The 25,776-nt window shown below is 63.9% G+C and carries 20 protein-coding genes and 1 pseudogene; 10 read left to right on the forward strand and 11 right to left on the reverse strand.

What is annotated here, in order from left to right; genetic code table 11:
* The first annotated feature begins 75 nt into the window (after positions 1-75).
* The 3 genes from P0D80_RS23445 (at position 76) to P0D80_RS23455 (ending at position 2,989) form a co-directional block, all read left to right on the forward strand.
* Positions 76-627, forward strand: a complete 552-nt coding sequence (locus tag P0D80_RS23445) for a shikimate kinase (protein ID WP_106284162.1) — start codon at positions 76-78, stop codon at positions 625-627.
* Positions 627-1,712: a 3-dehydroquinate synthase gene (gene aroB, locus P0D80_RS23450; protein WP_132376716.1), complete on the forward strand. Its 1,086-nt coding sequence runs from the start codon at positions 627-629 to the stop codon at positions 1,710-1,712. Before P0D80_RS23445 ends, aroB begins: the two co-directional genes overlap by 1 nt.
* Before the next feature lie 71 nt (positions 1,713-1,783).
* The gene (locus P0D80_RS23455; RefSeq protein ID WP_408286922.1) at positions 1,784-2,989 is read left to right on the forward strand and encodes a deoxyguanosinetriphosphate triphosphohydrolase; all 1,206 of its coding nucleotides are present in this window, start codon (positions 1,784-1,786) and stop codon (positions 2,987-2,989) included.
* 121 nt (positions 2,990-3,110) lie between these two features.
* Here P0D80_RS23455 and P0D80_RS23460 read toward each other — a convergent pair whose 3' ends face one another.
* Positions 3,111-3,491, reverse strand: coding sequence for an ElaB/YgaM/YqjD family protein (locus tag P0D80_RS23460; protein ID WP_132376718.1), 381 nt, complete (start codon positions 3,489-3,491; stop codon positions 3,111-3,113).
* Positions 3,492-3,844: 353 nt separating this feature from the next.
* Positions 3,845-4,570: an OmpW/AlkL family protein gene (locus tag P0D80_RS23465; protein WP_342960587.1), complete on the reverse strand. Its 726-nt coding sequence runs from the start codon at positions 4,568-4,570 to the stop codon at positions 3,845-3,847.
* A gap of 187 nt (positions 4,571-4,757) precedes the next feature.
* Between P0D80_RS23465 and P0D80_RS23470 the strand changes: the two genes are divergently transcribed.
* The 3 genes from P0D80_RS23470 to P0D80_RS23480 all read left to right on the forward strand — a co-directional run bounded on the left by P0D80_RS23470 (position 4,758) and on the right by P0D80_RS23480 (position 12,054).
* The gene (locus P0D80_RS23470) at positions 4,758-5,465 is read left to right on the forward strand and encodes a transposase (RefSeq protein WP_007180173.1); all 708 of its coding nucleotides are present in this window, start codon (positions 4,758-4,760) and stop codon (positions 5,463-5,465) included.
* Positions 5,466-5,760: 295 nt separating this feature from the next.
* Entirely contained in the window at positions 5,761-10,464 is a 4,704-nt protein-coding gene (locus P0D80_RS23475; protein WP_132376719.1) for a glutamate synthase-related protein, read from the forward strand.
* Between the two features lie 120 nt (positions 10,465-10,584).
* Positions 10,585-12,054 (forward strand): glutamate synthase subunit beta, encoded by a 1,470-nt coding sequence (locus tag P0D80_RS23480; RefSeq protein ID WP_408286924.1) that lies wholly within the window; start codon positions 10,585-10,587, stop codon positions 12,052-12,054.
* Positions 12,055-12,235: 181 nt separating this feature from the next.
* Here the strand turns inward: P0D80_RS23480 and P0D80_RS23485 are convergent, their stop codons facing one another.
* Both P0D80_RS23485 and P0D80_RS23490 read right to left on the reverse strand, forming a co-directional pair.
* A complete protein-coding gene (locus tag P0D80_RS23485) occupies positions 12,236-13,510 on the reverse strand; it encodes a D-amino acid dehydrogenase (RefSeq protein ID WP_408179053.1) in 1,275 nt (424 codons plus the stop codon).
* Positions 13,511-13,527: 17 nt separating this feature from the next.
* Entirely contained in the window at positions 13,528-14,787 is a 1,260-nt protein-coding gene (locus P0D80_RS23490) for an MFS transporter (RefSeq protein ID WP_132376722.1), read from the reverse strand.
* Between the two features lie 335 nt (positions 14,788-15,122).
* On the opposite strand from P0D80_RS23490, the gene P0D80_RS23495 reads away from it, so the two are divergent.
* Positions 15,123-16,073: a tyrosine-protein phosphatase gene (locus tag P0D80_RS23495; protein ID WP_408286926.1), complete on the forward strand. Its 951-nt coding sequence runs from the start codon at positions 15,123-15,125 to the stop codon at positions 16,071-16,073.
* A gap of 162 nt (positions 16,074-16,235) precedes the next feature.
* Here the strand turns inward: P0D80_RS23495 and P0D80_RS23500 are convergent, their stop codons facing one another.
* Together P0D80_RS23500 and P0D80_RS23505 are read right to left on the reverse strand one after the other, a co-directional pair.
* Entirely contained in the window at positions 16,236-17,507 is a 1,272-nt protein-coding gene (locus P0D80_RS23500) for an ATP-binding protein (RefSeq protein ID WP_408179055.1), read from the reverse strand.
* A complete protein-coding gene (locus tag P0D80_RS23505) occupies positions 17,504-18,244 on the reverse strand; it encodes a response regulator (protein WP_132376725.1) in 741 nt (246 codons plus the stop codon). Before P0D80_RS23505 ends, P0D80_RS23500 begins: the two co-directional genes overlap by 4 nt.
* A gap of 648 nt (positions 18,245-18,892) precedes the next feature.
* On the opposite strand from P0D80_RS23505, the gene P0D80_RS23510 reads away from it, so the two are divergent.
* From P0D80_RS23510 to P0D80_RS23520, 3 genes are all read left to right on the forward strand, one after another.
* Positions 18,893-19,060, forward strand: coding sequence for a DUF6726 family protein (locus P0D80_RS23510; protein WP_308706150.1), 168 nt, complete (start codon positions 18,893-18,895; stop codon positions 19,058-19,060).
* 3 nt (positions 19,061-19,063) lie between these two features.
* On the forward strand, positions 19,064-19,777 hold the full coding sequence (locus P0D80_RS23515; protein ID WP_408286927.1) for a hypothetical protein: 714 nt from the start codon (positions 19,064-19,066) through the stop codon (positions 19,775-19,777).
* Between the two features lie 74 nt (positions 19,778-19,851).
* Positions 19,852-20,523, forward strand: a complete 672-nt coding sequence (locus P0D80_RS23520; RefSeq protein WP_408286928.1) for a flagellar basal body L-ring protein FlgH — start codon at positions 19,852-19,854, stop codon at positions 20,521-20,523.
* Positions 20,524-20,599: 76 nt separating this feature from the next.
* Here the strand turns inward: P0D80_RS23520 and P0D80_RS23525 are convergent, their stop codons facing one another.
* The 5 genes and pseudogenes from P0D80_RS23525 to P0D80_RS23545 all read right to left on the reverse strand — a co-directional run bounded on the left by P0D80_RS23525 (position 20,600) and on the right by P0D80_RS23545 (position 25,475).
* Complete coding sequence (locus P0D80_RS23525; RefSeq protein ID WP_408179060.1) at positions 20,600-21,328, reverse strand: response regulator; 729 nt, start codon at positions 21,326-21,328, stop codon at positions 20,600-20,602.
* A gap of 91 nt (positions 21,329-21,419) precedes the next feature.
* Positions 21,420-22,057: pseudogene (locus P0D80_RS23530) on the reverse strand (hypothetical protein).
* A gap of 79 nt (positions 22,058-22,136) precedes the next feature.
* Complete coding sequence (locus tag P0D80_RS23535) at positions 22,137-22,607, reverse strand: hypothetical protein (RefSeq protein ID WP_408179062.1); 471 nt, start codon at positions 22,605-22,607, stop codon at positions 22,137-22,139.
* A gap of 310 nt (positions 22,608-22,917) precedes the next feature.
* Positions 22,918-23,727 (reverse strand): SDR family NAD(P)-dependent oxidoreductase, encoded by an 810-nt coding sequence (locus P0D80_RS23540; protein WP_408286931.1) that lies wholly within the window; start codon positions 23,725-23,727, stop codon positions 22,918-22,920.
* Positions 23,724-25,475 carry an ABC transporter ATP-binding protein/permease gene (locus P0D80_RS23545; protein WP_408286932.1) on the reverse strand — a complete coding sequence of 584 codons (1,752 nt, stop codon included), beginning with the start codon at positions 25,473-25,475 and terminating at the stop codon, positions 23,724-23,726. Before P0D80_RS23545 ends, P0D80_RS23540 begins: the two co-directional genes overlap by 4 nt.
* Between the last annotated feature and the right edge of the window lie 301 nt (positions 25,476-25,776).

A 25,776-nucleotide genomic window follows, 5' to 3' on the forward strand; every position in this document is an offset into this window, starting at 1 on the left:
GCGCAGGCTCGACAAGGCAGCCGCTTTGCCAGTAAGCTGCGGCACGAACCATACCGGATTAGCCAGAGGACACCGTTGCAAGCGCGGGACGCACACGCCAATGTATTTTTTGTAGGGCTCATGGGGGCAGGGAAAACCACCGTGGGCCGGGCCATTGCGCGCCGTCTCGATCGCCCGTTCTTCGATTCCGACCATGAAATCGAGGCGCGCACGGGCGCGCGCATCCCGGTGATTTTCGAGCTGGAGGGCGAAGCGGGCTTCCGCGAGCGCGAAGCCAGCGTGATTTCCGACCTCACGGGGCGCGACAATATCGTGCTCGCGACCGGCGGCGGCGCGATACTGCGGCCGGAAAATCGCGAAGCACTGCAGAATCGCGGAGTGGTCATCTACCTGCGCGCCAATCCGCACGACCTTTGGCTGCGCACGCGGCGCGACAAGAATCGCCCGCTTTTGCAGACCGAAGACCCCAAAGCGCGTCTCGAAGCACTCTATGAAGTGCGCGACCCGTTGTACCGGGAATGCGCGCATTTCGTGATCGAAACCGGCCGGCCTTCGGTCAACGGACTCGTCAACATGGTTCTGATGCAGCTCGAGATGGCCGGCGTCGCCAAACATCCTGCGTCATAATGGACCGTATGATTACCGTCAACGTCGAACTGGGCGAACGCGCCTACCCCATCCATATCGGTGCCGATCTGATTGGCCAGACGGCGCTGTTCGCGCCGCATATCGCCGGCAGCTCGGTCACCATCGTCACCAACGCCACCGTCGAGCCGCTGTATGGCGACAAGCTGCGCGCCGCGCTGGCGCCGCTCGGCAAGCAGGTATCCACGGTCGTGTTGCCGGACGGCGAGGCGTACAAGAACCTCGAAACCCTGAACCTGATTTTCGACGCGCTGCTCGGCGGCCGCGCCGATCGCAAGACCACGTTGATCGCATTGGGCGGCGGCGTGATCGGCGACATGACGGGTTTTGCGGCCGCCTGCTACATGCGCGGCGTGCCGTTCATTCAGGTGCCGACCACGTTGCTGTCGCAGGTCGATTCTTCGGTGGGCGGCAAGACGGGCATCAATCACCCGCTTGGCAAGAACATGATCGGCGCGTTCTACCAGCCGCAGGCCGTGATCGCCGACATCGGCGCGCTGCGCACGCTGCCGGCGCGAGAACTCGCGGCGGGCGTCGCCGAAGTGATCAAGACGGGCGCCATCGCCGACGCGGGTTTCTTTAGCTGGATCGAAGCCAATATCGAAGCATTGAACCGCTGCGAACCCGAAGCGCTAGCTGAGGCGGTCAAGCGGTCTTGCGAAATCAAGGCGTCGGTGGTCGCGCAGGACGAACGCGAAGGCGGACTGCGCGCCATTCTCAATTTCGGCCACACCTTCGGCCATGCGATCGAAGCCGGCCTCGGCTACGGCGAATGGCTGCACGGCGAGGCGGTCGGCTGCGGAATGGTGATGGCGGCGGATCTGTCCGTGCGCTTGGGCTATCTCGACGAGGCCGCACGCAAGCGCTTGGTCGACGTGATCGTCGCCGCGCATTTGCCGACGCGGGCGCCCGCTCTTGGCGACTCGCGCTATGTCGAACTCATGCGGGTCGACAAGAAGGCGGAAGCCGGCGCGATCAAATTCATTCTGCTGAAGCGTTTCGGTGAGACGCTGATCACCCAGGCGCCCGACGCCGAGGTGCACGCCACGCTGGCCGCCGCCGTCTGAGTCTCGCGGGGCATCCAGCAACGCAACACGCACCAGCGTCACGAGGCGCCGCCCATGTTTCGGAGAACCCGGTGACTGACAGGCGCAGCGACGATGTAAAGCATGACCCGGCGGCAGGCGCGTCGACGATCGGCGTGCGTTCGCAGGAAGCACTCGAAGCGCACCTCGCGCCGTACGCGGCGCACTCCGCGCAATCGCGCGGCCGCCGCTATCCGGAAGCCGCGCCCAGCGCGCGCACCGAATTTCAGCGGGACCGCGACCGCATCGTCCATTCGACGGCATTCCGTCGGCTCGAGTACAAAACTCAGGTGTTCGTGAACCACGAGGGCGACCTGTTTCGCACGCGTCTGACGCACAGCCTGGAAGTCGCGCAGATCGCGCGGTCGGTCGCGCGCAATCTGCGGGTGAACGAAGATCTCGTCGAAGCCATTTCGCTCGCCCATGATTTAGGCCATACGCCTTTCGGGCATGCCGGGCAGGACGCGCTCAACGAATGCATGCGCGAGCACGGCGGCTTCGAGCACAATCTGCAGAGCCTGGCGGTGGTCGACGATCTGGAGGAGCACTACGGCGCGTTCAACGGCTTGAACCTTTGCTTCGAAACGCGTGAGGGGATTCTCAAGCACTGCTCGCGCGAGAACGCGCGGCGGCTCGGTGCATTGGGCGAGCGCTTTCTGGAAGGGCGGCAGCCGTCCATCGAGGCACAGATCGCGAATGTCGCCGATGAGATCGCGTACAACAATCACGACGTCGACGACGGCCTGCGTTCGGGCCTGCTCACCGTCGAGCAACTCGCCGAAGTGGAGTTGTGGCAAGTGCACTATGAGGCGGCGCGCCGCGATTTTCCGCAGATCGAAGGGCGCCGGCTGATTCACGAAACGGTGCGCCGCATCATCAATACGTTGATCGTCGATCTGATCGACACGACCAAGCTGAATCTGGACCGGCACGCACCGGCGTCGCTGGATGCCGTGCGCTTGTCGCCCGCGCTCGTCGCGCACAGCGACACGATTGCCGCGCAGGCCGCGGCGCTCAAGCGCTTTCTGTTCAAGAACCTGTACCGCCATTACCGCGTGATGCGCATGGCCAACAAGGCACGCCGCGTCGTCGCGGGTCTGTTCGACGCGTTCACGGACGATCCGCGGCTGCTGCCGCCGAGCTACCAGACGACCGACGCGACGCAGCAACCGCGCCTGATCGCCCACTACATCGCGGGCATGACGGATCGCTACGCGGTCAAGGAATACCAGCGGCTGTTCGTGATCGACGACAACTGAGCAGCGCGGCGCGAGGCTGCGCCGGCACGGACGGCCCGCGAGCCTGCACCAGTGCACGGCGCCGGTTCAGAGCACCTGCAACAACCGCCAGGGCGAGGGCGCGCCCCGCGCTGTAGCCGTCTTAACGCAGCCGCGACGCGAACAACGCGCCCGCAATCAACGCGACGCCGCCGACGATCGCAATCGTCTGCCACGGATTCTCATGCACGTAATCGTCGGCATCGGCGATCGCCACTTCGGCGCGTTCGCGCACGGCTTCGCGCGTGTCGTTCAAGCGGGCGCGCGCGACCTCGAGTTGTTTGCGAAGTTTGCTGCGCAACGCCACCGCGTCGGCCTGGGTGCCGTCCGCCAGCGTGGATTCGAGTTCCGACATTAGCGTGCGCAGTTCGCCTGCTATATCTTCGGCCGCGTGGCGGCTGTGGCGAGCGATACGCCGCGCACGGCGGCTGGTGCTGGTCCAGGATTCGCCGAGGGCGTCTCGCGTATTCGGAAGTGCAGTCATGGTCGCTCCGTCGATGAGGTGAAAAGGGTCCCGCGCGTTGTCACGAAGAGACGCAGATTCACGTCGCGACGCGGGAAACACCATGCGAATGCAACTTCGGTGCCAAACCCGAGAGGCCCCACCCGTCGTGGTTTGGACGCGGATTCGTCAGCACATATTGCACTGGCTGACGCGAATCCGGGTCAAATTTACAACGCTGACAGCCGGTCGGCGCGTGGCTTCCACGAGCGCCGAAGTGGGAGCCATGAAGCGCCCACAAAAATAAAAACGCCGCCATTGGATGTATGACGGCGTTGTCCAAGCCACGAAAATTCGACTACCCTAACTCTACGGCCCCTAATTTTCTCGAAGCGTTAGAAACGGTAACCGATGTTGACGTAGGTAACGATCGGGTTCAGCTTGATCTTGGTTTCAGATTGCACGTTCAGCGTGCCGACCGGCGTGTTCGCCGCGGTGTTCAGCTTGGCAGTCGTGCTGAGCGGCAGGTAGGAAACGGAAAAGCCGGCGAACCAGTGCTGGTTGAAGGCGTAAGTGAAGCCGGCATTAAACACCGGCTCCCACGAACTATCCGTAGTGACGCTGGTCGGACCATGCAGTACGTTTGCCTCGAATGCGCTGTTGGTGATCTTTTCGTCGGTGAACCAGATGCGGCTCACGCCAACGCCGAGATACGGGCGGAAAGCGGCAGTCGGGGCGTTGAAGTAGTACTTGAACAGCAGAGTCGGGCTCCACTGTTTTGCCTGGCCCAGCTTGCCGAATTGGGCGAGGCTGCCCGAGCCTTCCAGGTCGAACGAAGGCGGGACGCCAATCACGAACTCGGCTGCGATGTGATCGGTGACGAAGTAGCCGGCAGTGAAGCCGATTGTGTCGGCGGAACTGAGTGTTGCACCGGTGTTGGCTTCGGTGATGTTGGTCGGGCTGCCGCCGATGCTTGTCACCTTCAACGGTTCGCTGCTCGATTGAGGCGCTAGATGGAACCAGCCTGATGTGACGAAAAAGCTACCGGCCGATTGCGCATGCGCTGCCGTTGTCATGCAGGCTAGCGCCGCGATCCCCGTTACGGCCTGTTTTAATTTCATATGTGCTCCTCCAAAAAAGGCCCGCTCATTATGACTACAACGTTTGAAACAAACCATACGCGGCGGTTAGAGCTTTCTCCCTAAGCTCCGCGCGGTTTCTGGCTTTGCCGCGCCGCGCCGAACCTTTGGCGCATGCGGTTCTTCGGACCTTCGGGTATGTACCAACGCGACTATCGGATACTCCAGCATGGCACGGCTTGCACGTCTCTATGTCCCTGACCAGCCGCAGCACGTCATCCTCCGCGGGCTCGATCAGCAGCCCGCATTCGTCGACGACCAGGACTACGAGCTCTTCATCGATTGTTTGAAAGCGGCTTCTCGCGACCATCACTTATCCATCCACGCCTATGCGTTGATGCCAGGCGCGGTGCAACTGCTCGTCACGCCCACCGAGGAGTCGAGTCTGCCCAAGGCGATGCAGGCGGTCGGGCGCCGCTACGTGGCGCACTTCAACCGGCGTTACGCGCGCCGCGGCACCTTGTGGGAAGGCCGCTACCGCGCCACGGTGATCGAAGGCGAGCGCTACTTCCTGCTGGCGAGCCGCGTCGTCGAGATGTGCCCGGTGCGCGCGGGGCTCGTGAGCGCGCCGGAAGACTACCGCTGGTCGAGCTACCGCCATCACATCGGCCTCACGCTCGACAGCCTGATTACCGACCATCCGCTGTACTGGTCGCTCGGCAATACGCCGTTCGAACGACAGCGTGCGTACCGCGAACTGTGCGAACAGCCGCTCGACGAACGCGAAGCCAGCCAGCTTCAACAGGCCACACTGAAGGGCTGGGTTTTGGGGAGTGATACATACCGTGAATGGGCGGCGCGGGCCGCCAACCGACGCGTGTCGCCGCTGCCACGCGGACGGCCGCGCAAGGTGCGCGAGACGCCGCAGCAGCAATAAAGCGTTTCGCATCAAAGGGCTGCATCGAAACGGCATCTTCGCATGCCGTTTTCTTTTGCACGATTGTGATGTGGCACCAATAAAAATAAAGTGCAATGCACCAACTTGATAATTGGGGTTCGATGATCACGTTTTATTTGCTATTCCATTGATTCGTCGCGTATATTCCGAATTCCGGCGCTTTTTGACGCGCGTAGCATCGAGCGTTGAGCGCGCCGTCGCGGTTGTGAATCGCACTGCGGCAATAGAAAAAATGGTTTAACGGCCTGTCCGGCCCCTCACAGACGGTGTCCCCATGAACGACCACCAGCAACCGACTCATCCGGTTCCCGCCGCACAAGGTCTGTACGACCCGCAAAACGAGCACGATGCCTGTGGCGTCGGCTTTGTCGCACACATCAAGGGCAAGAAAAGCCACGAGATCATCGAGCAGGGCCTGAAGATTCTCGAGAACCTCGACCACCGGGGCGCCGTCGGCGCCGATCCGCTGATGGGCGACGGCGCGGGCATCCTGATCCAGATTCCGGACGGCTTCTATCGCGAGGAAATGGCCAAGCAGGGCGTAGTGCTGCCGCCGCACGGCGAGTACGGCGTCGGCATGGTCTTCCTGCCGAAGGAACACGCGTCGCGTCTGGCTTGCGAACAGGAGCTGGAACGCACGGTGAAGGCCGAGGGCCAGGTCGTGCTGGGCTGGCGCGACGTGCCGGTCGACCACACCATGCCGATCTCGCCCACCGTCAAGGCGAGCGAGCCGCTGATCCGCCAGATCTTCATCGGCCGCGGCAAGGACATCATGGTGACGGACGCGCTCGAGCGGAAGCTGTATGTGATCCGCAAGACCGCGAGCCACCGCATCCAGGCGCTCAAGCTCAAGCACGGCAAGGAATACTTCGTGCCGTCGTGCTCGGCGCGCACGGTCGTCTACAAGGGCCTGCTGCTGGCCGGCCAGGTCGGCGTGTATTACCGCGACCTGCAGGACGAGCGCACGGTGTCGGCGCTGGCGCTGGTGCACCAACGCTTCTCGACCAACACGTTCCCGGCGTGGGAACTGGCTCACCCGTACCGCATGATCGCCCACAACGGCGAAATCAACACGGTGAAGGGCAACGTCAACTGGCTGAACGCGCGTACCGGCGCAATCGCGTCGCACGTGCTCGGCGACGATCTGCCGAAGCTCTGGCCGCTGATCTATCCGGGCCAATCGGACACCGCCTCGTTCGACAATTGTCTCGAACTGCTGGTGATGGCCGGCTACCCGCTCGTCCACGCGATGATGATGATGATCCCGGAAGCCTGGGAGCAGCACACGCTGATGGACGACAACCGCCGCGCGTTCTACGAATACCACGCCGCGATGATGGAGCCGTGGGACGGCCCCGCTGCGATCGCCTTCACCGACGGCCGCCAGATCGGCGCCACGCTCGACCGTAACGGCCTGCGTCCGGCGCGCTACATCGTCACGGACGACGACCTGGTCATCATGGCGTCGGAAGCCGGCACGCTGCCTATCCCCGAGTCGAAGATCGTCAAGAAGTGGCGTCTGCAGCCGGGCAAGATGTTCCTGATCGACATGGAACACGGCCGCATCATCGACGACAAGGAACTGAAGGACAACCTCGCGAACGCCAAGCCGTACAAGAGCTGGATCGACGCCGTGCGCATCAAGCTCGACGAAATCGAGCCGAAGGCCGAAGACGTCGTGACGGAGCGCCGCGAAGCCGCTGCTTTGCTGGATCGTCAGCAGGCGTTCGGCTACACGCAGGAAGACCTCAAGTTCCTGATGGCGCCGATGGCGCAAGCCGGCGAAGAAGCCGTCGGCTCGATGGGCAACGACTCGCCGCTGGCGGTCATGTCCAACAAGAACAAGACGCTCTACCACTACTTCAAGCAACTGTTCGCGCAAGTGACGAACCCGCCGATCGACCCGATCCGCGAAAACATGGTGATGTCGCTGGTGTCGTTCGTCGGTCCGAAGCCGAACCTGCTGGACACGAACAACATCAACCCGCCGATGCGTCTCGAAGTGTCGCAGCCGGTGCTCGACTTCAAGGACATCGCCAAGATCCGCGCGATCGATCAGTACACGGGCGGCAAGTTCAGCTCGTACGAACTGAACATCTGCTATCCGGTGGCGTGGGGCAAGGAAGGCATCGAAGCGCGCCTCGCCTCGCTGTGCGCGGAAGCTGTCGATGCGGTCAAGTCCGGCTACAACATGCTGATCGTGTCGGACCGCAAGACCGACCGCGACAACGTCGCGATTCCGGCGCTGTTGGCTACCGCCGCAATCCACACGCACCTCGTCCAGCATGGTCTGCGCACGAGCGCGGGCCTGGTCGTGGAAACCGGCTCGGCGCGTGAAACGCACCACTTCGCGTTGCTCGCGGGCTACGGCGCCGAAGCCGTGCACCCGTACCTCGCGATGGAAACGCTTGGCCAGCTCGCAGCCGGCCTGAAGGGCGACCTGTCGGCGGAGAAGGCGGTCTACAACTTCACCAAGGCAGTCGGCAAGGGCCTGCAGAAGGTCATGTCCAAGATGGGCATTTCGACCTACATGTCGTACACCGGTGCGCAGATTTTCGAAGCCGTCGGTCTCGCTGAAGATCTGGTGCAGAAGTACTTCAAGGGCACGTCGTCGAAGGTCGGCGGCATTGGCCTGTTCGACGTCGCGGAAGAAGCGATCCGTCTGCATCGCGAGGCGTTCGGCGACAACCCGGTCCTCGCGAACATGCTCGACGCGGGCGGCGAATACGCTTACCGCGTGCGCGGCGAAGAACACATGTGGACGCCGGATGCGATCGCCAAGCTGCAACATTCGGCACGCAGCAACTCGTACCAGACGTACAAGGAATACGCGCATCTGATCAACGATCAGACCAAGCGTCACATGACGTTCCGCGGCCTGTTCGAGTTCAAGTTCGACCCGACCAAGGCCATCCCGCTCGACGAAGTCGAATCGGCGAAAGACATCGTCAAGCGTTTCGCCACCGGTGCAATGTCGCTGGGTTCGATCAGCACGGAAGCGCACGCCACGCTGGCAGTCGCGATGAACCGCATCGGCGGCAAGTCGAACACCGGCGAAGGCGGCGAGGACGTGAACCGTTATCGCAATGAACTGCGCGGCATTCCGATCAAGAACGGCGACACCATGAAGTCGGTGATCGGCGACGAAGTGATCGTCGACATTCCGTTGAAGGAAGGCGATTCGCTGCGCTCGAAGATCAAGCAGGTGGCGTCGGGCCGTTTCGGCGTGACCGCGGAATACCTCGCGTCCGCTGACCAGATCCAGATCAAGATGGCGCAGGGCGCGAAGCCGGGCGAAGGCGGCCAGTTGCCGGGCCACAAGGTGTCGGACTACATCGGCAAGCTGCGTTACTCGGTGCCGGGCGTCGGCCTGATCTCGCCGCCGCCGCACCACGACATCTACTCGATTGAAGACTTGGCGCAGCTGATCCACGATCTGAAGAACGCCAACTCGGCGGCCAGCATCTCGGTGAAGCTGGTGTCGGAATCGGGCGTCGGTACAGTTGCCGCAGGTGTCGCCAAGGCGAAGGCCGATCACGTCGTGATCGCTGGCCATGATGGCGGCACGGGCGCGTCGCCGCTGTCGTCGGTGAAGCATGCCGGCACGCCGTGGGAACTGGGTCTCGCCGAAACGCAGCAAACGCTGGTGCTGAACCAGCTGCGCGGCCGTATTCGCGTGCAGGCCGACGGTCAGATGAAGACCGGCCGCGACGTCGTGATCGGCGCGCTGCTCGGCGCGGACGAGTTCGGTTTCGCGACGGCGCCGCTCGTCGTCGAAGGCTGCATCATGATGCGCAAGTGCCATCTGAACACCTGCCCGGTCGGCGTCGCGACGCAAGATCCGGTGCTGCGTGCGAAGTTCCAGGGCCAGCCGGAACACGTCGTGAACTTCTTCTTCTTCGTTGCGGAAGAAGCGCGCGAAATCATGGCGCAACTGGGCATCCGCAAGTTCGACGATCTGATCGGCCACGCCGAACTGCTCGATATGAAGAAGGGCATCGAGCACTGGAAGGCGAAGGGCCTCGACTTCTCACGCGTGTTCTATCTGCCGCAAGTGTCGGCCGAAGTGGCGCGCAAGCATGTGGACGTGCAGGACCACGGTCTGGACAAGGCACTCGATCACACGCTGATCGAGAAGGCGAAGGCGGCGATCGAGAAGGGCGAGCACGTCTCGTTCATCCAGCCGGTGCGTAACGTGAACCGTACGGTCGGCGCGATGCTGTCCGGCACGATCGCGAAGAAGTACGGTCACGACGGCCTGCCCGACGACTCGATCCACATCCAGTTGAAGGGCACCGCGGGCCAGAGCTTCGGCGCGTTCCTCGCCAAGGGCATCACGCTGGACCTGGTCGGCGACGGCAACGATTACGTCGGCAAGGGCCTGTCGGGCGGCCGCATCATCATCCGTCCGACCAACGATTTCCGCGGCAAGTCGGAAGAGAACATCATTTGCGGCAACACGGTCATGTACGGCGCGATCGAAGGTGAATCGTTCTTCCGCGGCGTCGCGGGCGAGCGCTTCTGCGTGCGTAACTCGGGCGCGACGGCGGTTGTCGAAGGCACGGGCGACCACGGTTGCGAATACATGACGGGCGGCACGGTGGTCGTGCTCGGCGAAACGGGCCGTAACTTCGCGGCCGGCATGTCGGGCGGCGTCGCCTACGTGTACGACCCGGACAGCACGTTTGCCGGCAAGTGCAACAAGTCGATGGTCGCGCTCGATCCGGTCCTGCAAACGGCCGAACAGGAACGCACGGTCGACAAGGGCCTGTGGCATACCGGCACGACCGACGAAGCGCTGCTCAAGGGACTCATCGAGCGCCACTTCCAGTTCACGGGTTCGCCGCGCGCCAAGGCGCTGCTCGAAAACTGGGATGCGTCGCGCCGTCAATTCGTGAAGGTGTTCCCGACCGAATACAAGCGCGCGCTGGGCGAAATGGCCGCGAAGAAGGCGAACAAGGAAGTGCTCGCCGCCTGATTCGCAACGCTGTTCATCAGCAAAACGTCACCTTTAGCCGTACCCGCCGCGCGCGATCGTTCAACGGTGCGACGCGGCGGGTCCAGATCACCCCTAGATACAGATAGAGAAGAGAACCACATGGGCAAGGCAACCGGTTTTCTCGAGTTCGAACGCCGCCACGAGGCGTACGAAGCTCCGCTCACGCGTGTGAAGCACTACAAGGAATTCGTCGCCGCACTGACCGACGACGAAGCGAAGATTCAAGGCGCGCGTTGCATGGACTGCGGCATTCCGTTCTGCAACAACGGCTGCCCGGTGAACAACATCATCCCGGACTTCAACGACCTGGTGTTCCATCAGGACTGGAAGAACGCGATCGAAGTGCTGCACTCGACGAACAACTTCCCCGAGTTCACGGGCCGCATCTGCCCGGCGCCGTGCGAGGCGGCGTGCACGCTCGGCATCAATGACGACCCGGTCGGCATCAAGTCGATCGAACACGCGATCATCGACAAGGCATGGGCCGAAGGCTGGGTTGCGCCGCAGCCGCCGAAGCACAAGACCGGCAAGAAGGTCGCCGTGGTCGGTTCCGGCCCCGCCGGTTTGGCCGTCGCGCAGCAACTCGCGCGCGCGGGGCACGATGTCACCGTGTTCGAAAAGAACGACCGCATCGGTGGTTTGCTGCGTTATGGCATTCCCGACTTCAAGCTGGAGAAGTGGCTGATCGATCGCCGCATGCGCCAGATGGAAGCCGAAGGCGTGACGTTCCGCGCGGGCGTGTTCATCGGCAAGCCAGATTCGCTGCCGGCGCACATCGGCAACACGGCGAAGGAAACCATCACGCCGGATCAGCTGAAGGAAGAATTCGACGCCGTGGTGATCGCTGGCGGTTCGGAAACGCCGCGCGATCTGCCGGTGCCGGGCCGCGAGCTGGAAGGCATCCACTACGCGATGGAATTCCTGCCGCAGCAGAACAAGGTCAACGCCGGCGACAAGGTCGCGAACCAGCTGCTCGCGAAGGGCAAGCATGTGGTCGTGATCGGCGGCGGCGATACGGGTTCGGACTGCGTGGGCACGTCGAATCGTCACGGCGCGAAGAGCGTCACGCAGTTCGAACTGCTGCCGCAACCGCCGGAAGAAGAGAACAAGCCGCTCGTGTGGCCGTACTGGCCGATCAAGCTGCGCACGTCGTCGTCACATGACGAAGGCTGCTCGCGTGATTGGGCGGTCGCGACCAAGCGCCTCGAAGGCAAGAACGGCAAGGTCGAGAAGCTGATCGCGGCGCGCGTCGAATGGAAGGACGGCAAGATGCAGGAAGTGCCGGGCTCCGAATTCGAAATGAAGGCCGATCTGGTGCTGCTCGCCATGGGTTTCACGCAGCCGGTGTCGCCGGTGCTCGAAGCGTTCGGCGTCGACAAGGACAATCGCGGCAACGTGCGTGCGTCGACCGAAGGCGACAAGGCGTATTACACGTCGGTGGACAAGGTGTTCACCGCGGGCGACATGCGCCGCGGCCAGTCGCTGGTGGTGTGGGCGATTCGTGAAGGCCGTCAGTGCGCGCGTTCAGTTGACGCGTTCCTGATGGGTCATTCGGAACTGCCGCGGTAAACGTCTCCGTCGGGTTTTCACGCTCTGACTGTGGCGTGGAAACTGGCTACTGCTTGCAGGAAGAGGTGGAGACGACAATGTGCGCCGTCAGCGGCACATCGAGCGGTAAAAAATGAAGCCGGGCACCTGAGAGGGTGACCCGGCTTTTTAATGTCTGCGCGACGCGGCGCTATGTGCGTGCCTACCCGCGAGGCTTGCGATACCGCGCCAAGGTCAGTCCATCGAGATCGATCTCCGGCTTGCGGTGCGTGATCAGATCCGCGACAACGCGTCCCGAACCCATCGACATCGCCCAGCCCGTCGAGCCGTGCCCGAGGTTCAACCACAGTTTCTCCACGCCGGACGGACCGAGCAGCGGCGCGCCATCGGGTGTCATCGGACGGCGGCCTACCCAGAAATGCGCTGACGTGGGATTGGCCGCGTGCGGGAACCAGTCGCTCAGCACTTTCAGCAGCGTTTGCAGCGCCTGTTCGCGCAAGGTGGTCTGCCGATTACCGAGTTCCGCAGTGCCGGCCACTCGCAGGTTGTTGCCGAAGCGAGTGATCGCCGTTTTCAGCGATTCGTCCATCAGCGCGGCGCGCGGGGCTTTTTCTTCGTCGGTGACGGGCAGCGTCGCCGAATAGCCTTTCACCGGATAAAGCGGCACCTTCACGCCGAGCCGCGCAAGCAGCGCCGCGCTATCGACGCCTAGCGCTACCACCACGGCATCCGCGTGCAGCATCTCGGCGCCGCGCTCGCTCTCGATACCCACCGTGCGCACCGCACCGCCTTGCACATCGAGCGACGTGACGCGTGTGTCGAAGCGAAAGCGCACGTCGTTGCGCTCGCAGATCGCTCGCAGTTCGCGGGTGAAGCGGGCACAATCGCCGGCTTCGTCGTCGGGCAGATAGAGGCCTGAGAGCGGCGCCTGGCGCGCCCAGCGCAAACCCGGCTCGATCTCGACGCATTGCGCCGCGCTAACCTCACGATGCGCGATGCCCGCATCGCGCAACACGGCGAGCGCCGGCTGCGCTAGCTCGACGTCGTACTCCCTGCGGAACAACTGCAAGTAGCCCTGGCTGCGGCTGTAGTCGAACGGATGGCGGCCGCGGAATTCGTGCAGACACTCGCGGCTGTAATAAGCAATGCGCTGCATGCGCTGCTTGTTGACGCGAAACCGTTCGAGGTCGCATTCACGCAGCCAGCGCGCGATCCAGCGCCATTGAGCCGGATCGAAGGTCGGGCGGAAGATCAGGGGTGAGGCCGGTTTGAACAGGTATTTGAGAATCTTCGTCGGCATGCCGGGCGCGGCCCAAGGCGTCACATAGCCCGGCGCGATCACGCCCGCGTTGCCGAAACTGGTGGAGAGCGCGACGTCCGGCTCGCGCTCGATCACGGTGACTTCGCAGCCCTGCTGGCGCAGGTAAAAAGCCGTGGCGACGCCGATGACGCCGCCGCCCAGAACAATCGTTTTCATGTGTGTGTACTGCGGATTCAGGCGGCGGTGCGAGTCGCGCCGAGTACCTTGCCCTTGGTTTCAGGCAGACACAACGCGGCGACGATCACGAGCAGATAGCCCGAGCCGGCCACGATGCCCATCGCCTTCACCAGCGTCATGGTTTGCGACAGTGTACCTACCAGAATCGGAAAGAACGAGCCGAGTCCGCGTCCGAGGTTGTAGCAGAACCCTTGACCCGAACCGCGTATCGCGTTCGGATAAAGCTCCGACAGGTAAGCGCCCACGCCCGCGAAAATCCCTTGCACCACGATGCCGAGCGGAAAGCCGAGCGCGAGCATCATGCCGTCGGTGATCGGCAGCATGGTGTAGAACATGCCGAGTACGAAAGAGCCGATCGCGAACAGCACGAACGACGCGCGCCGGCCGATCTTGTCGCACAGAATCGCGCCGACGATATACCCGGTGAACGAACCGACGATCAGCACGATCAGATAGCCACTGGTGTTGAACACCGACAGATGGCGCACGGTCTTCAGATAGGTCGGCAGCCAGGTGGTGATCGCGTAATAGCCGCCGAGCATGCCGGTGCACAGCGCACTGCCGAGCAAAGTGGTTTTGAGGTGATCGCCCGAGAAGATCTGCAGGAAATGCGAGGTGTCGAAACCGCTCTCACGAGCGCGGCGCGTTTCGAGAAAAATATCCGGATCGCTCACGTTGCGGCGAATGTAGATGATCCACGCCGCGGGCAGCAGGCCAATCCAGAAGCAGGCGCGCCATGCGTATTGCTCCGGCAGCAGCGCGAAGAACGCCCAGTAAATGATGGCCGCAGCCGCCCAGCCGAACGACCAGCTGCTCTGCACGGTGCCCACGGCTTTCGCGCGATGCTGAGGCGAGCGAATGGTCTCGGCCATCATGATCGTCACGACCGACCATTCACCGCCGAAGCCGATGCCTTGCAACGTGCGCGTGGTGAGCAACTGCCAGAACGAATGCGTGAAGCCGGACAGAAAGGTGAAGAGCGCGAAGGTGGCGATGGTCCACTGCAGCACGCGGATACGGCCGTAGCGGTCAGCGAGAATGCCGGCGAGCCAGCCGCCCACCGCCGACGAGATCAGCGAACTGGTGGCGATCATGCCGGCTTCGCTTTTGGTCATGCCCCATGTCGCGATCAGCGTCGGAATGAGGAAGGAGTAAATCATGAAGTCGAAGGCGTCGACCGCGTAACCGCCGAAGCCGGCGTACAGAGTGCGGCGTTCTCGTTGTGTCAGTTCGGTGAACCATTGGAGAGAAGGCATGTTTTGTTGTGGTCTCCAGTGCTTGTTGGCCTGCCGTTGGCGTGAATGTGGGGTGTTTGTATTCTACGGGGATGGGGCGTCGTGGGGCCAGTTGTGGTCAAAAATGGCAGGGAAGGGTAAGAAACCGATAACAGATGAAATGCCGGAGAAATCAGGCCGAGGAAAGGCCAGACCCACAGCCAGGCTGGCGATCACGCTGTTCGGGCGATACGCGCGAAGATCTTTTTCCTTACCAACTACTACCGTGTAACCCAAACATTATTTGCCGTGGTTAAACTGCGCTCGCAGCGCCGATGCTGCGACTAATCCACTCACGCCCGCGACAGCCACGCCGAATGCCCGCTACCGCAAAAACCTGCTCGCCATCCCGTCGCTCCGCGAGCACGTTCCCGCGGGCAAGCCAGATCTCAGACGAGGCGCCGCTGGCCTCGCGCCGCACTTTTCTGAAGCGCTCAGCCAGTGTGCTGCTGGTTTCCGGCATGGGCAGTTCGCTGCTGTCCGCGTGCGGCGGCGGCAACCTTGACGCCGATCAGCCGGCCACGCCGCGCCTTGCGTCGGTCGACAACTTCCGCGATCTGGCGGGAGCGGCCGCGGGTTATCCGACCGTCGACGGCAAGCAGATGCGCCGAGGCGCGTTCTATCGCGCGAACGCATTGACGCTCAACGCCACCGACCAGGCCACGATAGACCGGCTCGGCATTGCCTCGGTCTACGATCTGCGCACGCCCGGTGAAATCGCGCGCACCGCCGATGTCTTGCCGGGCGGTGCGACTAGCCAGACGCTCAACGTGCTCGGCATCACGGACTTCGTGGCGCAGCCCTTCGATACGGCGGGTGCCGCCGTCGCGTTCATGGAGGCGCAGGCGCGCGGCTATGTCACCGGCGCCGCCCAGCGCGCCGCTTACGGTGCGCTGCTGACGAGGCTCGCCGACGGACCCGGCGCGCAACTCTTTCACTCCAACGCGGGCAAGGACCGCGCTGGCTGGGTCGCGGCGCTTCTGCTCAGCATCGCGAACGTTCCGCTCGACGTCATCATGCAGGACTATCTGCTGAGCAACGTCTATCTGGTGCCGTCGATCAAGGCGCAAACCGACAGGTTGCGCGCGCAGGACGGCGACGCCGTCGCATCGGCCGAAGCGCCTTTGATGAATGTTCAGGAAAATTATCTGCAGGCCGGGTTCGACCAGGTGCAGGCGAGCTACGGCACGATGGTGAGCTATCTGACGCAAGGCCTCGGCGTCGCGCAGACGACCATCGACACTTTGCACAGCCGCTTGGTGGTCTGAGCCGTCCACGCCGCGCGCTCAAAGCAGGCAAAAAAAAGTCCGCCCCAAGTGACTGGGCGGACAGAGAAGGGCGGCATCGAGGTTGCCGGGGGCGACTATAAAGCCGCCGCGCCTGTGATGGTTCATGCAGTAAGGGCGCGTAAGCGCCCGCCCAACTCTCTCTTACGTCAACGCCGGCACCACCGGCAATTCGATCCGCACTTCCAGTCCGCCCTGCGCGTGATTGCGTACGTGACACCGTCCGCCGCGATCGTGCGCGAGCCGAGCGACGATCGCGAGGCCGAGGCCGCAATGGCCTTCGCCGCCACGCGCGGCGTCGAGCCGGACGAACGGCTTCATCGCGGCGGCGATGCGGTCGTCGGGGATGCCGGGACCGTGGTCGCGCACGCTGATCACCCAATGGCCGTCAGTGCGGGCGGTGACGATATCCACCGGCGGCGCACCGTGTTCGAGCGCGTTATCGACGAGGTTCGTGACCAGCCGGTCCAGCAACGTGCGCGGCAGCTTGAACGCCGAACCGGCGCGCAGATCGAGCGTGAAGAGCGGCGTTTCGGTGCTGTCGCTGGCGGAGAACTGTTCCTGCAAAAAGTCGTCGACTTCGACCGGCGGCCCGGTGTCGGCGGACTGGCCCGCGAATTCGAGAAACTGCTGGACGATATTGGTGAGCGAGTCGACATCGCGAATCAGACCGGCACGTTCGCTTTCGGCGACCAGCACGCTCGCGCGCAACTTCAGGCGTGTGAGCGGCGCCTTCAGATCGTGCGCGACGCCGGCCAGCATCACGGCCTGGTCGTCGCCCGCTTCGTTCAGGCGCCGCATCATGTCGTTGAACGAACCGATGAGATCGCGCAATTCGCGTGGGCCTTGCACCGTCACGGGTTCCGGACGGCCGCCCGAGCCGAATGCGCGCGCGGCGTCGGCGACGCGCGAGAGCGGCCGCTGCATCTGCCAGACCGCGAACAGCGAGAGGATCAGCGCGGCGAGCAGCATCGAGATCGCCTCGATCAGGAAGCGCGGGCGCGGCGGCACGTCGACCGGCACCACGACCCAGTTCGACTTGCCGGGAAACAGCACCCATAACTGCGGCGGGCGCAGGTCGTCGACGGCGATCTGCGTGCCGGGCGGCAGGTTCTCGCGCAGATGCCGGCTCAGTTCTTCCAGCGGACGCTGGGTCGGCTGGTGCAGATGCACGCTCGCCGGCATGTTCCAGGTGGGCACGAGATGCACGCGCATGGCGGGCGCGAGCGCGGCGCCTTTCATCGGCTCGCCGTTGATGGCTTGCAGCACCAGCAGGATGCCGCGCGCGAAGCCGTCGATTTCATGACGCGGCGGCTGCATCACCACCAGCACGAACCAGCCGGCCTGAATTGCGAACAACACCGCCGCCGAGAGTAACGCCATTCTGCCGAACAGCGTGTTCAGCGGGTTTTTCATGCGCTTGCGGCGGCCTCGTCGGCGAAGGGCGTGCCGTCGGCGTCGGGCACGAAGACGTAGCCTTTGCCGCGCACCGTCTGCACGTAGCAGGGATTCGACGGGTCGTCTTCGATCACGCGGCGCAGGCGCCAGATCGGCACGTCGAGGCTGCGGTCGCGGAAGGCGAGATTGTCGCGATGCACGAGATCGTGAATCAGCACGCGCGACAGCACCTTGTACGGATTGTTGACGAAGATCTTCAGGAGCGCGAACTCACTGTCGCGCAGCGCCAGCTTCGAGTTGTCGCGGCACAGCGAACGCGTGGCGAAGTCGAGTTCGAACGGCCCAAAGCGATACGGCTTGCGGGCTTCCGGCGCGCTCGTGGTGGACGGCCCGCGCCGGCGCAGCACCGTGTGGATGCGGGCCAGCAATTCGCGCGGATCGAACGGCTTGGTCAGGTAGTCGTCTGCGCCGAGCGAGAGCCCGACGATGCGGTCGGCCACGGTGCCGCGCGCCGTCACGAAGATCACCGGAATGTCGTCGCCGGCGGCGCGCAGCGCGGTGAGCGCGCGCAAGCCGTCGGTGTTCGGCATCATGATGTCGAGCACGACGACGGACGGCCGTTCGCGTTCGAGCCGGCGTTGGAGATGCGTGCCGTCGTGGAGCACGGACGCGTCGAAGCCGTTCGATTGCAGAAACTTGCAAAGTAGATCGCGTACGACCGGATCGTCGTCGACGATGAGGACCTGTGGATTCATGGCGAAATTTTAGACTGGCGCGCGCGACGCGCGGCCGACTGTTTTCTTACCAATGCTTACGGCATGCCGCGCCGCTTCGCGGCGGCTCGCTTGTCAGGCCTGCCACGCAAGGCTCGCGGCATATTTCAGCGGCGCCATATCTGGCGACACGCGCAGTGGTGCTGAATTCGTTTCGCATCGCCAACATCCCTCCGAAGAAAGAATTTGCGCGCATCTGGAACCGGTCGAAACAGGTCGCAACGGGTAGGAACAGGTCGTAAGAACCGGTGGAAAGCGCGCTTTCCTTCGTGCATCGGCACTGCGTGGTCGGCGAGATGATTCGTCGTGCAGTACGTTGCGCCGCATGCTGAGAACAGCCTAACGCCTTGGGCCCACGGCAAGCGGCGTGAAATCGAAACCTAGCGCCACGCGAGGCTCACCATGACCGTTCCAAGCAATCTCACTTCAACCCGCTTTTCTTCCTTGGCGCCGATGCCGCCGGCCGAAAGGCCCGCAGCCGCCAACAACCCGGGCGCCGCCGGGCAAGCCAGGGAGTCCGCCACCCAGCCGCAGCCGTCGCTGCCCGCTGGGCTGGTCGGGCACCACGTCAATACGACAGCCTGACGTACCGAGGCCCATGTGTCGACCCCGAGAATTCTTCACCGCTTCATGCGTGTCGTTGCGTGGTTGACGCTCGGCGCGGCGCTGCTGCCCCTGGGTGGCTGCGCCGTTGCCGCGCTGCCGTGCCGGCTGACTTCGGCCACGCTGAAAATCATCCCGGTCGTCGGCCATGCCGCGGCCTCGCCGTTCGACATGTGTTCATCCGCCATCGACTGAATCATGACACTCAAACGGATTGCCTGGGCGCTGGCGTTGCTGGGCGGCGTACTGTCGTCGAGTGCTGAAGCGCAGCCGCCCGCGCGCGACGCGAGTGCGGCGAGCGCCGCGTCGAAAGAGCCTTCCGTCGATGCACGGCGGCGCCCGCAAGACGCGCCGTTCGCGTTTCGTGGCATCGCGCTCGGCATCACGCTCGACGAATTCCGCGCGGGCTCGAGCGTGCGGGCGACGCCGCTCGGCAGCGTGCCGGTCTGCGAGACGGACGTGCAGGCGGGCGCGCTCGGCATGCGGCTCAAGTCGCACGACAGTCTGACAGTGGCATGCCGCTGGGCGCATCGCGCGGACAACGGCTGGGCGGTGTCGCAGGCGGTGGTCGATGGCGCACCTGCGTTAGAGCACGTGCTGCGCTTCGCGCGCGTGGACGGGCAAAGCGCGCTGCATCTGTACGAGATTTCTTTCGTGATCGACGAGATCACCGCGGAGGACTTGCGCGACGCGCTCGCGGACCGCTACGGGCCGCCGCGTCTCGCGACACAGAACGTGTCGGCGTCCGGTGCGATGCCCACCTATGTCTGGGAAAACGCGGTCAGTTCGATCACGTTGTGCTTTCTGCCGGGTACGCGCAACGGCACGCTCACTTATCTGCTGAAGGGCTCGGACGCGTGGGTGAAGTCGGTCGTGCGGCAATGGCAGGCGAGCGGCGCGGAGGCGGGTTGATGCGCGGCACGAGTGTGGCCAATGAGTGGGCCAATGAGTATGGCCATCAGGCCCGTTTCGAACAAGGAGCATGCATGACTGCGCTACGTCTGACTGTCGCGCTGGGCGCGGCGGCTTGCCTTGCGGCTTGCGCGAGCCACCAGCAAAACTCGATCGTCGATACGCCGATGGCGCCGCCGCTCGCCTCGGCGCCGCTGAACGTCAACACGCAAGGCGCGATCTATCAGGCTGGCACGCCGTTGCTGCTGTACGAAACGCCGCGCGCCCAGCATATCGGCGACGTGCTGACGATCCGTCTAGCGGAATCGTATAGCGGCAACAACAGCGCGACCGCGGCGGCGAGCCGTTCGAGCAGCATTACCGCCGACGCCGCCGACCAGTCCACCAATGCCGCCGCGCGGCTCGCGCGCCTGTTCAACATCGGCTCGGCGAGCACTGAATACAAAGGGCAGGGCAATATCACCGACATCAGCGGCATGAGCGGCACGCTCGCCGTCACTGTGATCGGCACGATGTCGACCGGTAATCTCGTGGTGTCGGGCGAGAAGGTGATTGCGATGAGCGGCAACCGCGACCGGCTGCGACTGTCGGGCATCGTCAATCCTAAGGATATCGAAGCGGGCAACTACGTGGCGTCGAGCAAGGTCGCGAACGCGCGCATCGCACAGGCGGGCGTGGGCATGGTGTCCGACTCCACGACGATGGGTTGGCTGCAGCGAATGTTCATGAGCGTGCTGACGTTCTGAGCCGGCGACGACGCGTTGGATACCTGAAACGCAAGAGATGCATGAAGTGGGATGTCCGTCGCACTTCATGCATGCGTCAGGCGCTGCGTTCGGCCGCGCCGATTTCACCGTCCGGCACGAATACGTAGCCGCGTCCCCACACGGTTTGCACATAGCGCGGCTCGGACGGATCCACTTCGATCAGCCGGCGCAAACGCCAGATCGAGACGTCCAGGCTGCGATTCCGATGCAACTCGCTATTGCCGTGCAGTTTCTCCAGCAACTGCGCGCGCGTGAGCACGGTCATAGCGTGGCTGACGAATACCTTCAGCATGGCGAATTCGCTCGAACGCAGCGTGATGCGCTCGCCATCGCGGCGTAATTCGCGCGCCGGGAAATTCACTTCAAAACGGCCGAAACGGTACGGCGCGCGCTGCTCCGGCGCGCTCGGCGCAATACTGCCACGACGGCGCAGCACGGTGCGAATCCGCGCGACCAGTTCGCTCGGTTCGAAGGGCTTGCCGAGATAGTCGTCCGCGCCGAGTTCGAGGCCGATCACGCGATCGATCGGATCGGAGCGCGCGGTCAGCAGAATCACGGGAATGTCGTCGCCGGCCACGCGCAAGGCGCGCAGCGCGCTGATGCCGTCGAGCTCCGGCATCATGATGTCGAGCACGATCAAGGCGGGACGCTCGTCCTGCAAGCGACGCTGCAGCGCCATGCCATGCTCGAGCGTGTCCACCTTGAAGCCGCGCCCTTGCAGATAGCCGCTGACGAGCTCACGTACGACGGGGTCGTCGTCGACGACCAGAATGGATTGGTTCATTCAGGTCATCTTAGAGAACGGCGCGGGCGGAGCAAAGCGCGTAACGCTTTCGAATCCTTTCCCGTGTAAGAGAAAGCAAGAGCCCGCGTGCCTAGTTCGCCTGGGAGGTCTGAATGGTCTGCAGCGGCTGCCGCGCGAAGTCGGTTCGATCGACCACCATTCGCTCGATCAGGCCGTTGAGCTTGGTCGACGCCGAGGAAAAGCGATCGGTGTTCAGGCCGCCGGTCTGATAACGGGCCGTGACGAGAATGCGGCCGTTCTGAATCAGCGTCAGGTCGATGATCGACAGATACTGGATCGTTTCGTCGCTGAACGAGCGGCGACCGTAGTCGATCGCGGCGTTGTAGACAAGGCGCGCCTCACACCCGGCGGGCGAGGTGCCCGGATTGTAGACGTCCGAACGAATCCCGCGCCGGTCGAGTGCGAGTTGCAGCGCCGGCACGAAATCGCCGACCGACACGTTCTGATTCACTTCGATGCAGACGTTACTCACCTCGGCCGGCCGTTGACGAAGGTCGGCGACGAATAGTTCGCTGCGATCGCGTAGCCCGCCTGAATCACGGAGCCGGTGGCATCGGCGGCCTGGATCAGCGTCCAGGCGCAGCCGTTCAGACCAACCGCCAGTGTGGCGGAAACGGCGAGCCACGCGCAGGGACGCCGCAACGTGACCCACGCGGCGCGAGAGGCTCGCGTGAAAGCATAAGCGCGCATGCTCGGCATGAAGGTCATGAGGCGGTGCCTGGTGGCGGTCAGTGGATGCGGTGAATCACAGCGAATCACCGCGGATAGCTGCGCTCTGGATCGAGCTTCAGCGCGTGACGCGCAGGCGCAGTTCGTTTTGACCTTGCACGCTTGCCGTGACGCTGACGCGCCGCTCGGCAGTGGTGACGATGAAATGCTGGCGCGTGGGTGTGTTGACGTCGTGCACGACGTTCGGGAAGCAGGCAGCGATATCGGCGCCGAACTCTTCAAGCGGATCGGTGACGACGCCGTCGGCTTGCCAGTGCGCGCGCCAGTGGCAATCGTAGGCGTGCGTGTTGGCGCGGCAGTCGTCGGCGCTCGACGTGCCCGGCAGTTGCGCGGCGGCTTGGGTTTGCAACTGCCGGAAATCGGCGGCGTCGACGATGTGCTTGAGCGCGGGGCAAACGTCGGCCGGCTCGTTGGCCAGATTTGCCTGAGTCGCCTGGGCTGCGTGCGCGGCGCTCGTGACGAGCAGCGCGGCGCCGAGAGCCAGCGCGAGACGCTGGGTCAAAGGATGGGAGCGGCGATCGAATGACATGGGCGGAGAATCCAGTAGCGATGAATGACGTGGGGCAGGACGTGGTACGGCCCGCACGACTATCGTCGCCGCTGGGGGGCATTTCCAAAGCGCGGAACAGCTTGCCCGCTTCGCAAATGCTTTCGAACTCTTCTCGCGTGTTTCGGGATGTTGCGGGGTATTGCCTGGGATCGCGAAGGGATGCGGCGGTGGCCGCTGCGATCTGGCGTGGCTGGGTGAAGCGGTCAGGCGGTGCGGCGTGAGCGAGCGTTGCGGCTGAGTGGCCGCGCGTGTGGCTCCTACGGTCGGCGTGGCGCGGTTCGCCCGTCACTCACCCGAGCGTGAGACCACCGTCTACATGAATCACCTGGCCGGTGATATGACGCGCTTCGTCAGAGAGCAGGAACGCGATCAACGCGGCGACATCCGCCGGTTCGGCGACATGCCCGAGCGGCGTCGCTTCGGCAGCCCGAGTCCACACCGATGCATTATCGGCACTCGGCCCGCGATCTTTACGGGTATAGCCGGGCGCCACGCAATTGACCGTCACGCCGTGCGGTGCCAGTTCGGCGGCTGCCGTTTTCGCCAGCGACTCGAGCGCTGCTTTCGCGGCGGCGGTCGCGGCAAACGGCGCGTCCGCGCGATAGCGGTGCGCAACGAACGAACTGAGCGCGATCACGCGGCCGCGCTTCGAGGTTTCCAGTGCGGGTGTCGCGCGTTTGACGAGCGCCGCGAAGGCGGCGGGCATCGCCGCAAAGGCTGCGCCGAGCGCGTCGGGATCGAGCGCATTCAGCGTTTGGCGCTGCGCGTGTCCCGCGTTGGCGACGAGTTGATCGAGTGCGCCGAAGCTCGCCAGCGTTTGGTGGACCACATGTTCCGCGGCCCCGCGTTCGGCGAGGTCGCCAAACACCGTCGCGCAGCGCGCGCCGTTCGCGCTGCAATCGACGGCGACTTGCGCGAGCCGTTCACGCGCGTCATGATCGGCGCCGCGTGCGTGCAACATCAAGGCCGAGCGTGGCGCGGCGATGCGCCGGGCGAGAGCGGCGCCGATGCCGGAGCCCGCGCCGGTGATCAGCACGACGCGTTCGAATCCGGCGCTGCCGGCGTCGTTCAGGTCACTCACGCGGCTCATGGCGGTCATGCCGCGACCGCTTCGCCCGAGCGCTCGACTTCGAGCGTCTCGTCATGGAATGCAGCCAGCGACTCGCGATGCGCAACGCTGACAATCGCCGCCTTCGGCAGCCGCTCCGTGAACAGGCGATACAGACGCGCTTCGTTTTCCGCGTCGAGCGCGCTGGTCGCTTCGTCGAGGAACAGATAGTCCGGCTTGTGCAGCAGCACGCGCGCGGCGGCGAGGCGCTGTTGCTCGCCCGGCGAGAGAATGCGGGTCCAGTGTCCCGACTCCTGCAGACGGTCCGCGTATTCCGACAGATGGCACACGACGAGCGCCTCGCGGCATTCGTCGTCCGTGTAGGTGTCGACGGCGGACGGATAGGCGAGCGCCGCTTTGAGCGTGCCGATCGGCATGTAGCTCACCTGCGGGATGAACATCATGCGCGCGTTGACCGGGGCGTCGATCGAGCCGTCGCCGAACGGCCACAAGCCGGCGAGCGCGCGCATCAGCGTGCTCTTGCCCGAGCCCGACGGGCCGCGCACCAGCCAGCGCGAGCCCGGCTGAATCGCGACATCGCGAATGCGCGACAACGGGTTGCCGTTGGGCAGGGCGAGCTTGAGGCCGTCGGTGGTGAGCTTGTCCTCATCGACGAAATGCAGATTGATGCCGCCATGCGCGGTAGCCGGCGAGACCGATTCCTTCAGATGCGGCGCGTGCACGACGCGCTTGAATTCACGCAACCGGTTCACCGTGGCGCGCCATTCGACCAAAGTGCCGTAACTGTTGATGAACCACGAGAACGAATCGCTGACGGTGCCGAATGCGCTGGAGATCTGCATCAGCACGCCGAACGTGAAGGCGCCGGCGAAGTAGCGCGGCGCGGCGACCACCAGCGGGAAGATGATCGCGATCTGACCATAGAAGCTCAGTACGAACGTGAGCCGCTTGGTGTACTTCATCACCTGCCACCAGTTGTCGCGGATGCGGCCGAACAGCGAGTGCGCGTTCGTCTTCTCGGTGTCCATGCCGTTGTAGAAGGCGATCTGTTCGGCGTTTTCACGCAGACGGATCAGGCCGAAACGGAAATCCGCCTCGACTTTCTGCGCCTGGTAGTTGATCGGCACGAGCGGATGGCCGACCTTCTGGATGATCAGCGAACCGACCACGGCGTAAAGCGCCGCGGCCCACACCATGTAGCCGGGAATCTCGATCGGCATGCCGCCGAGCGAAATGGTCAGAGCGCCGGCGAGTGACCACAGGATCGTGATGAACGACACCAGCGTGACGACGGTGGACAGCAGGTCGAGCGTCAGCGAGAGCGTGCTGGTGGCGAATGACTGCAGGTCGTCGCTGATCCGCTGGTCGGGGTTGTCGGCGAGGCGGTCGCGTTCGATCCGGTAGAACGCGCTGTCCTTCAGCCACTCGTTCAGATAGCGCGTGGTCAGCCACTGGCGCCAGCGGAAGCCGAGCATCTGGCGCAGGTAGCGGCCGTACACCGCTAGAATGATGAAGCCGAACGCGAGCCCCGAGAACACCATCAGCAGATGCGGGAAGTCGTGCACGTTCTTGGTTTGCAGCGCGTTGTAGAAGTCGGCGCTCCAGCGGTTCAGGCGCACGTTGATCCACACCACGAGCAGATTCATCACGATGATCGCGATGAGCAGGCCCCATGCCGTTTTTCGTTCTTCGGAAACCCAGTAGGGCTTGATCAGGCTCCAGGCGGAGACTTTTTCGTCCGGCGGCAGCACGGGGGTGGCAGAGGTATTCGGTGTCATGAGCATCCTGAAGTAGTGCTGGCCCATTCGGGGCTGACCCATCGGGGCAGGCCCGTCTGCGGGCTGCCCTGCGGCGGGTTTGCGGTACATGCCCGGGCGTCGTGCTCGACGAACGCACGCCCGGGTGAGCGTCAGATTCTGGCGTGAAGCCCTTAAGCGAAAATTAATTTGCGCCGCGAGGCCCCGCGCCGGTGCCGCTGCGAACATGGCGGGACGGCGTGCCGCCCGCGCCGCGTTCGTGCGGCATCCTGTGCTGGCATTGTGCCAGAGCGCTGCCTTCGACCGTATTGATAACGTGAAA

The organism is Paraburkholderia sp. RL17-373-BIF-A (assembly GCF_046030175.1).
Classification (GTDB): Bacteria; Pseudomonadota; Gammaproteobacteria; order Burkholderiales; family Burkholderiaceae; genus Paraburkholderia.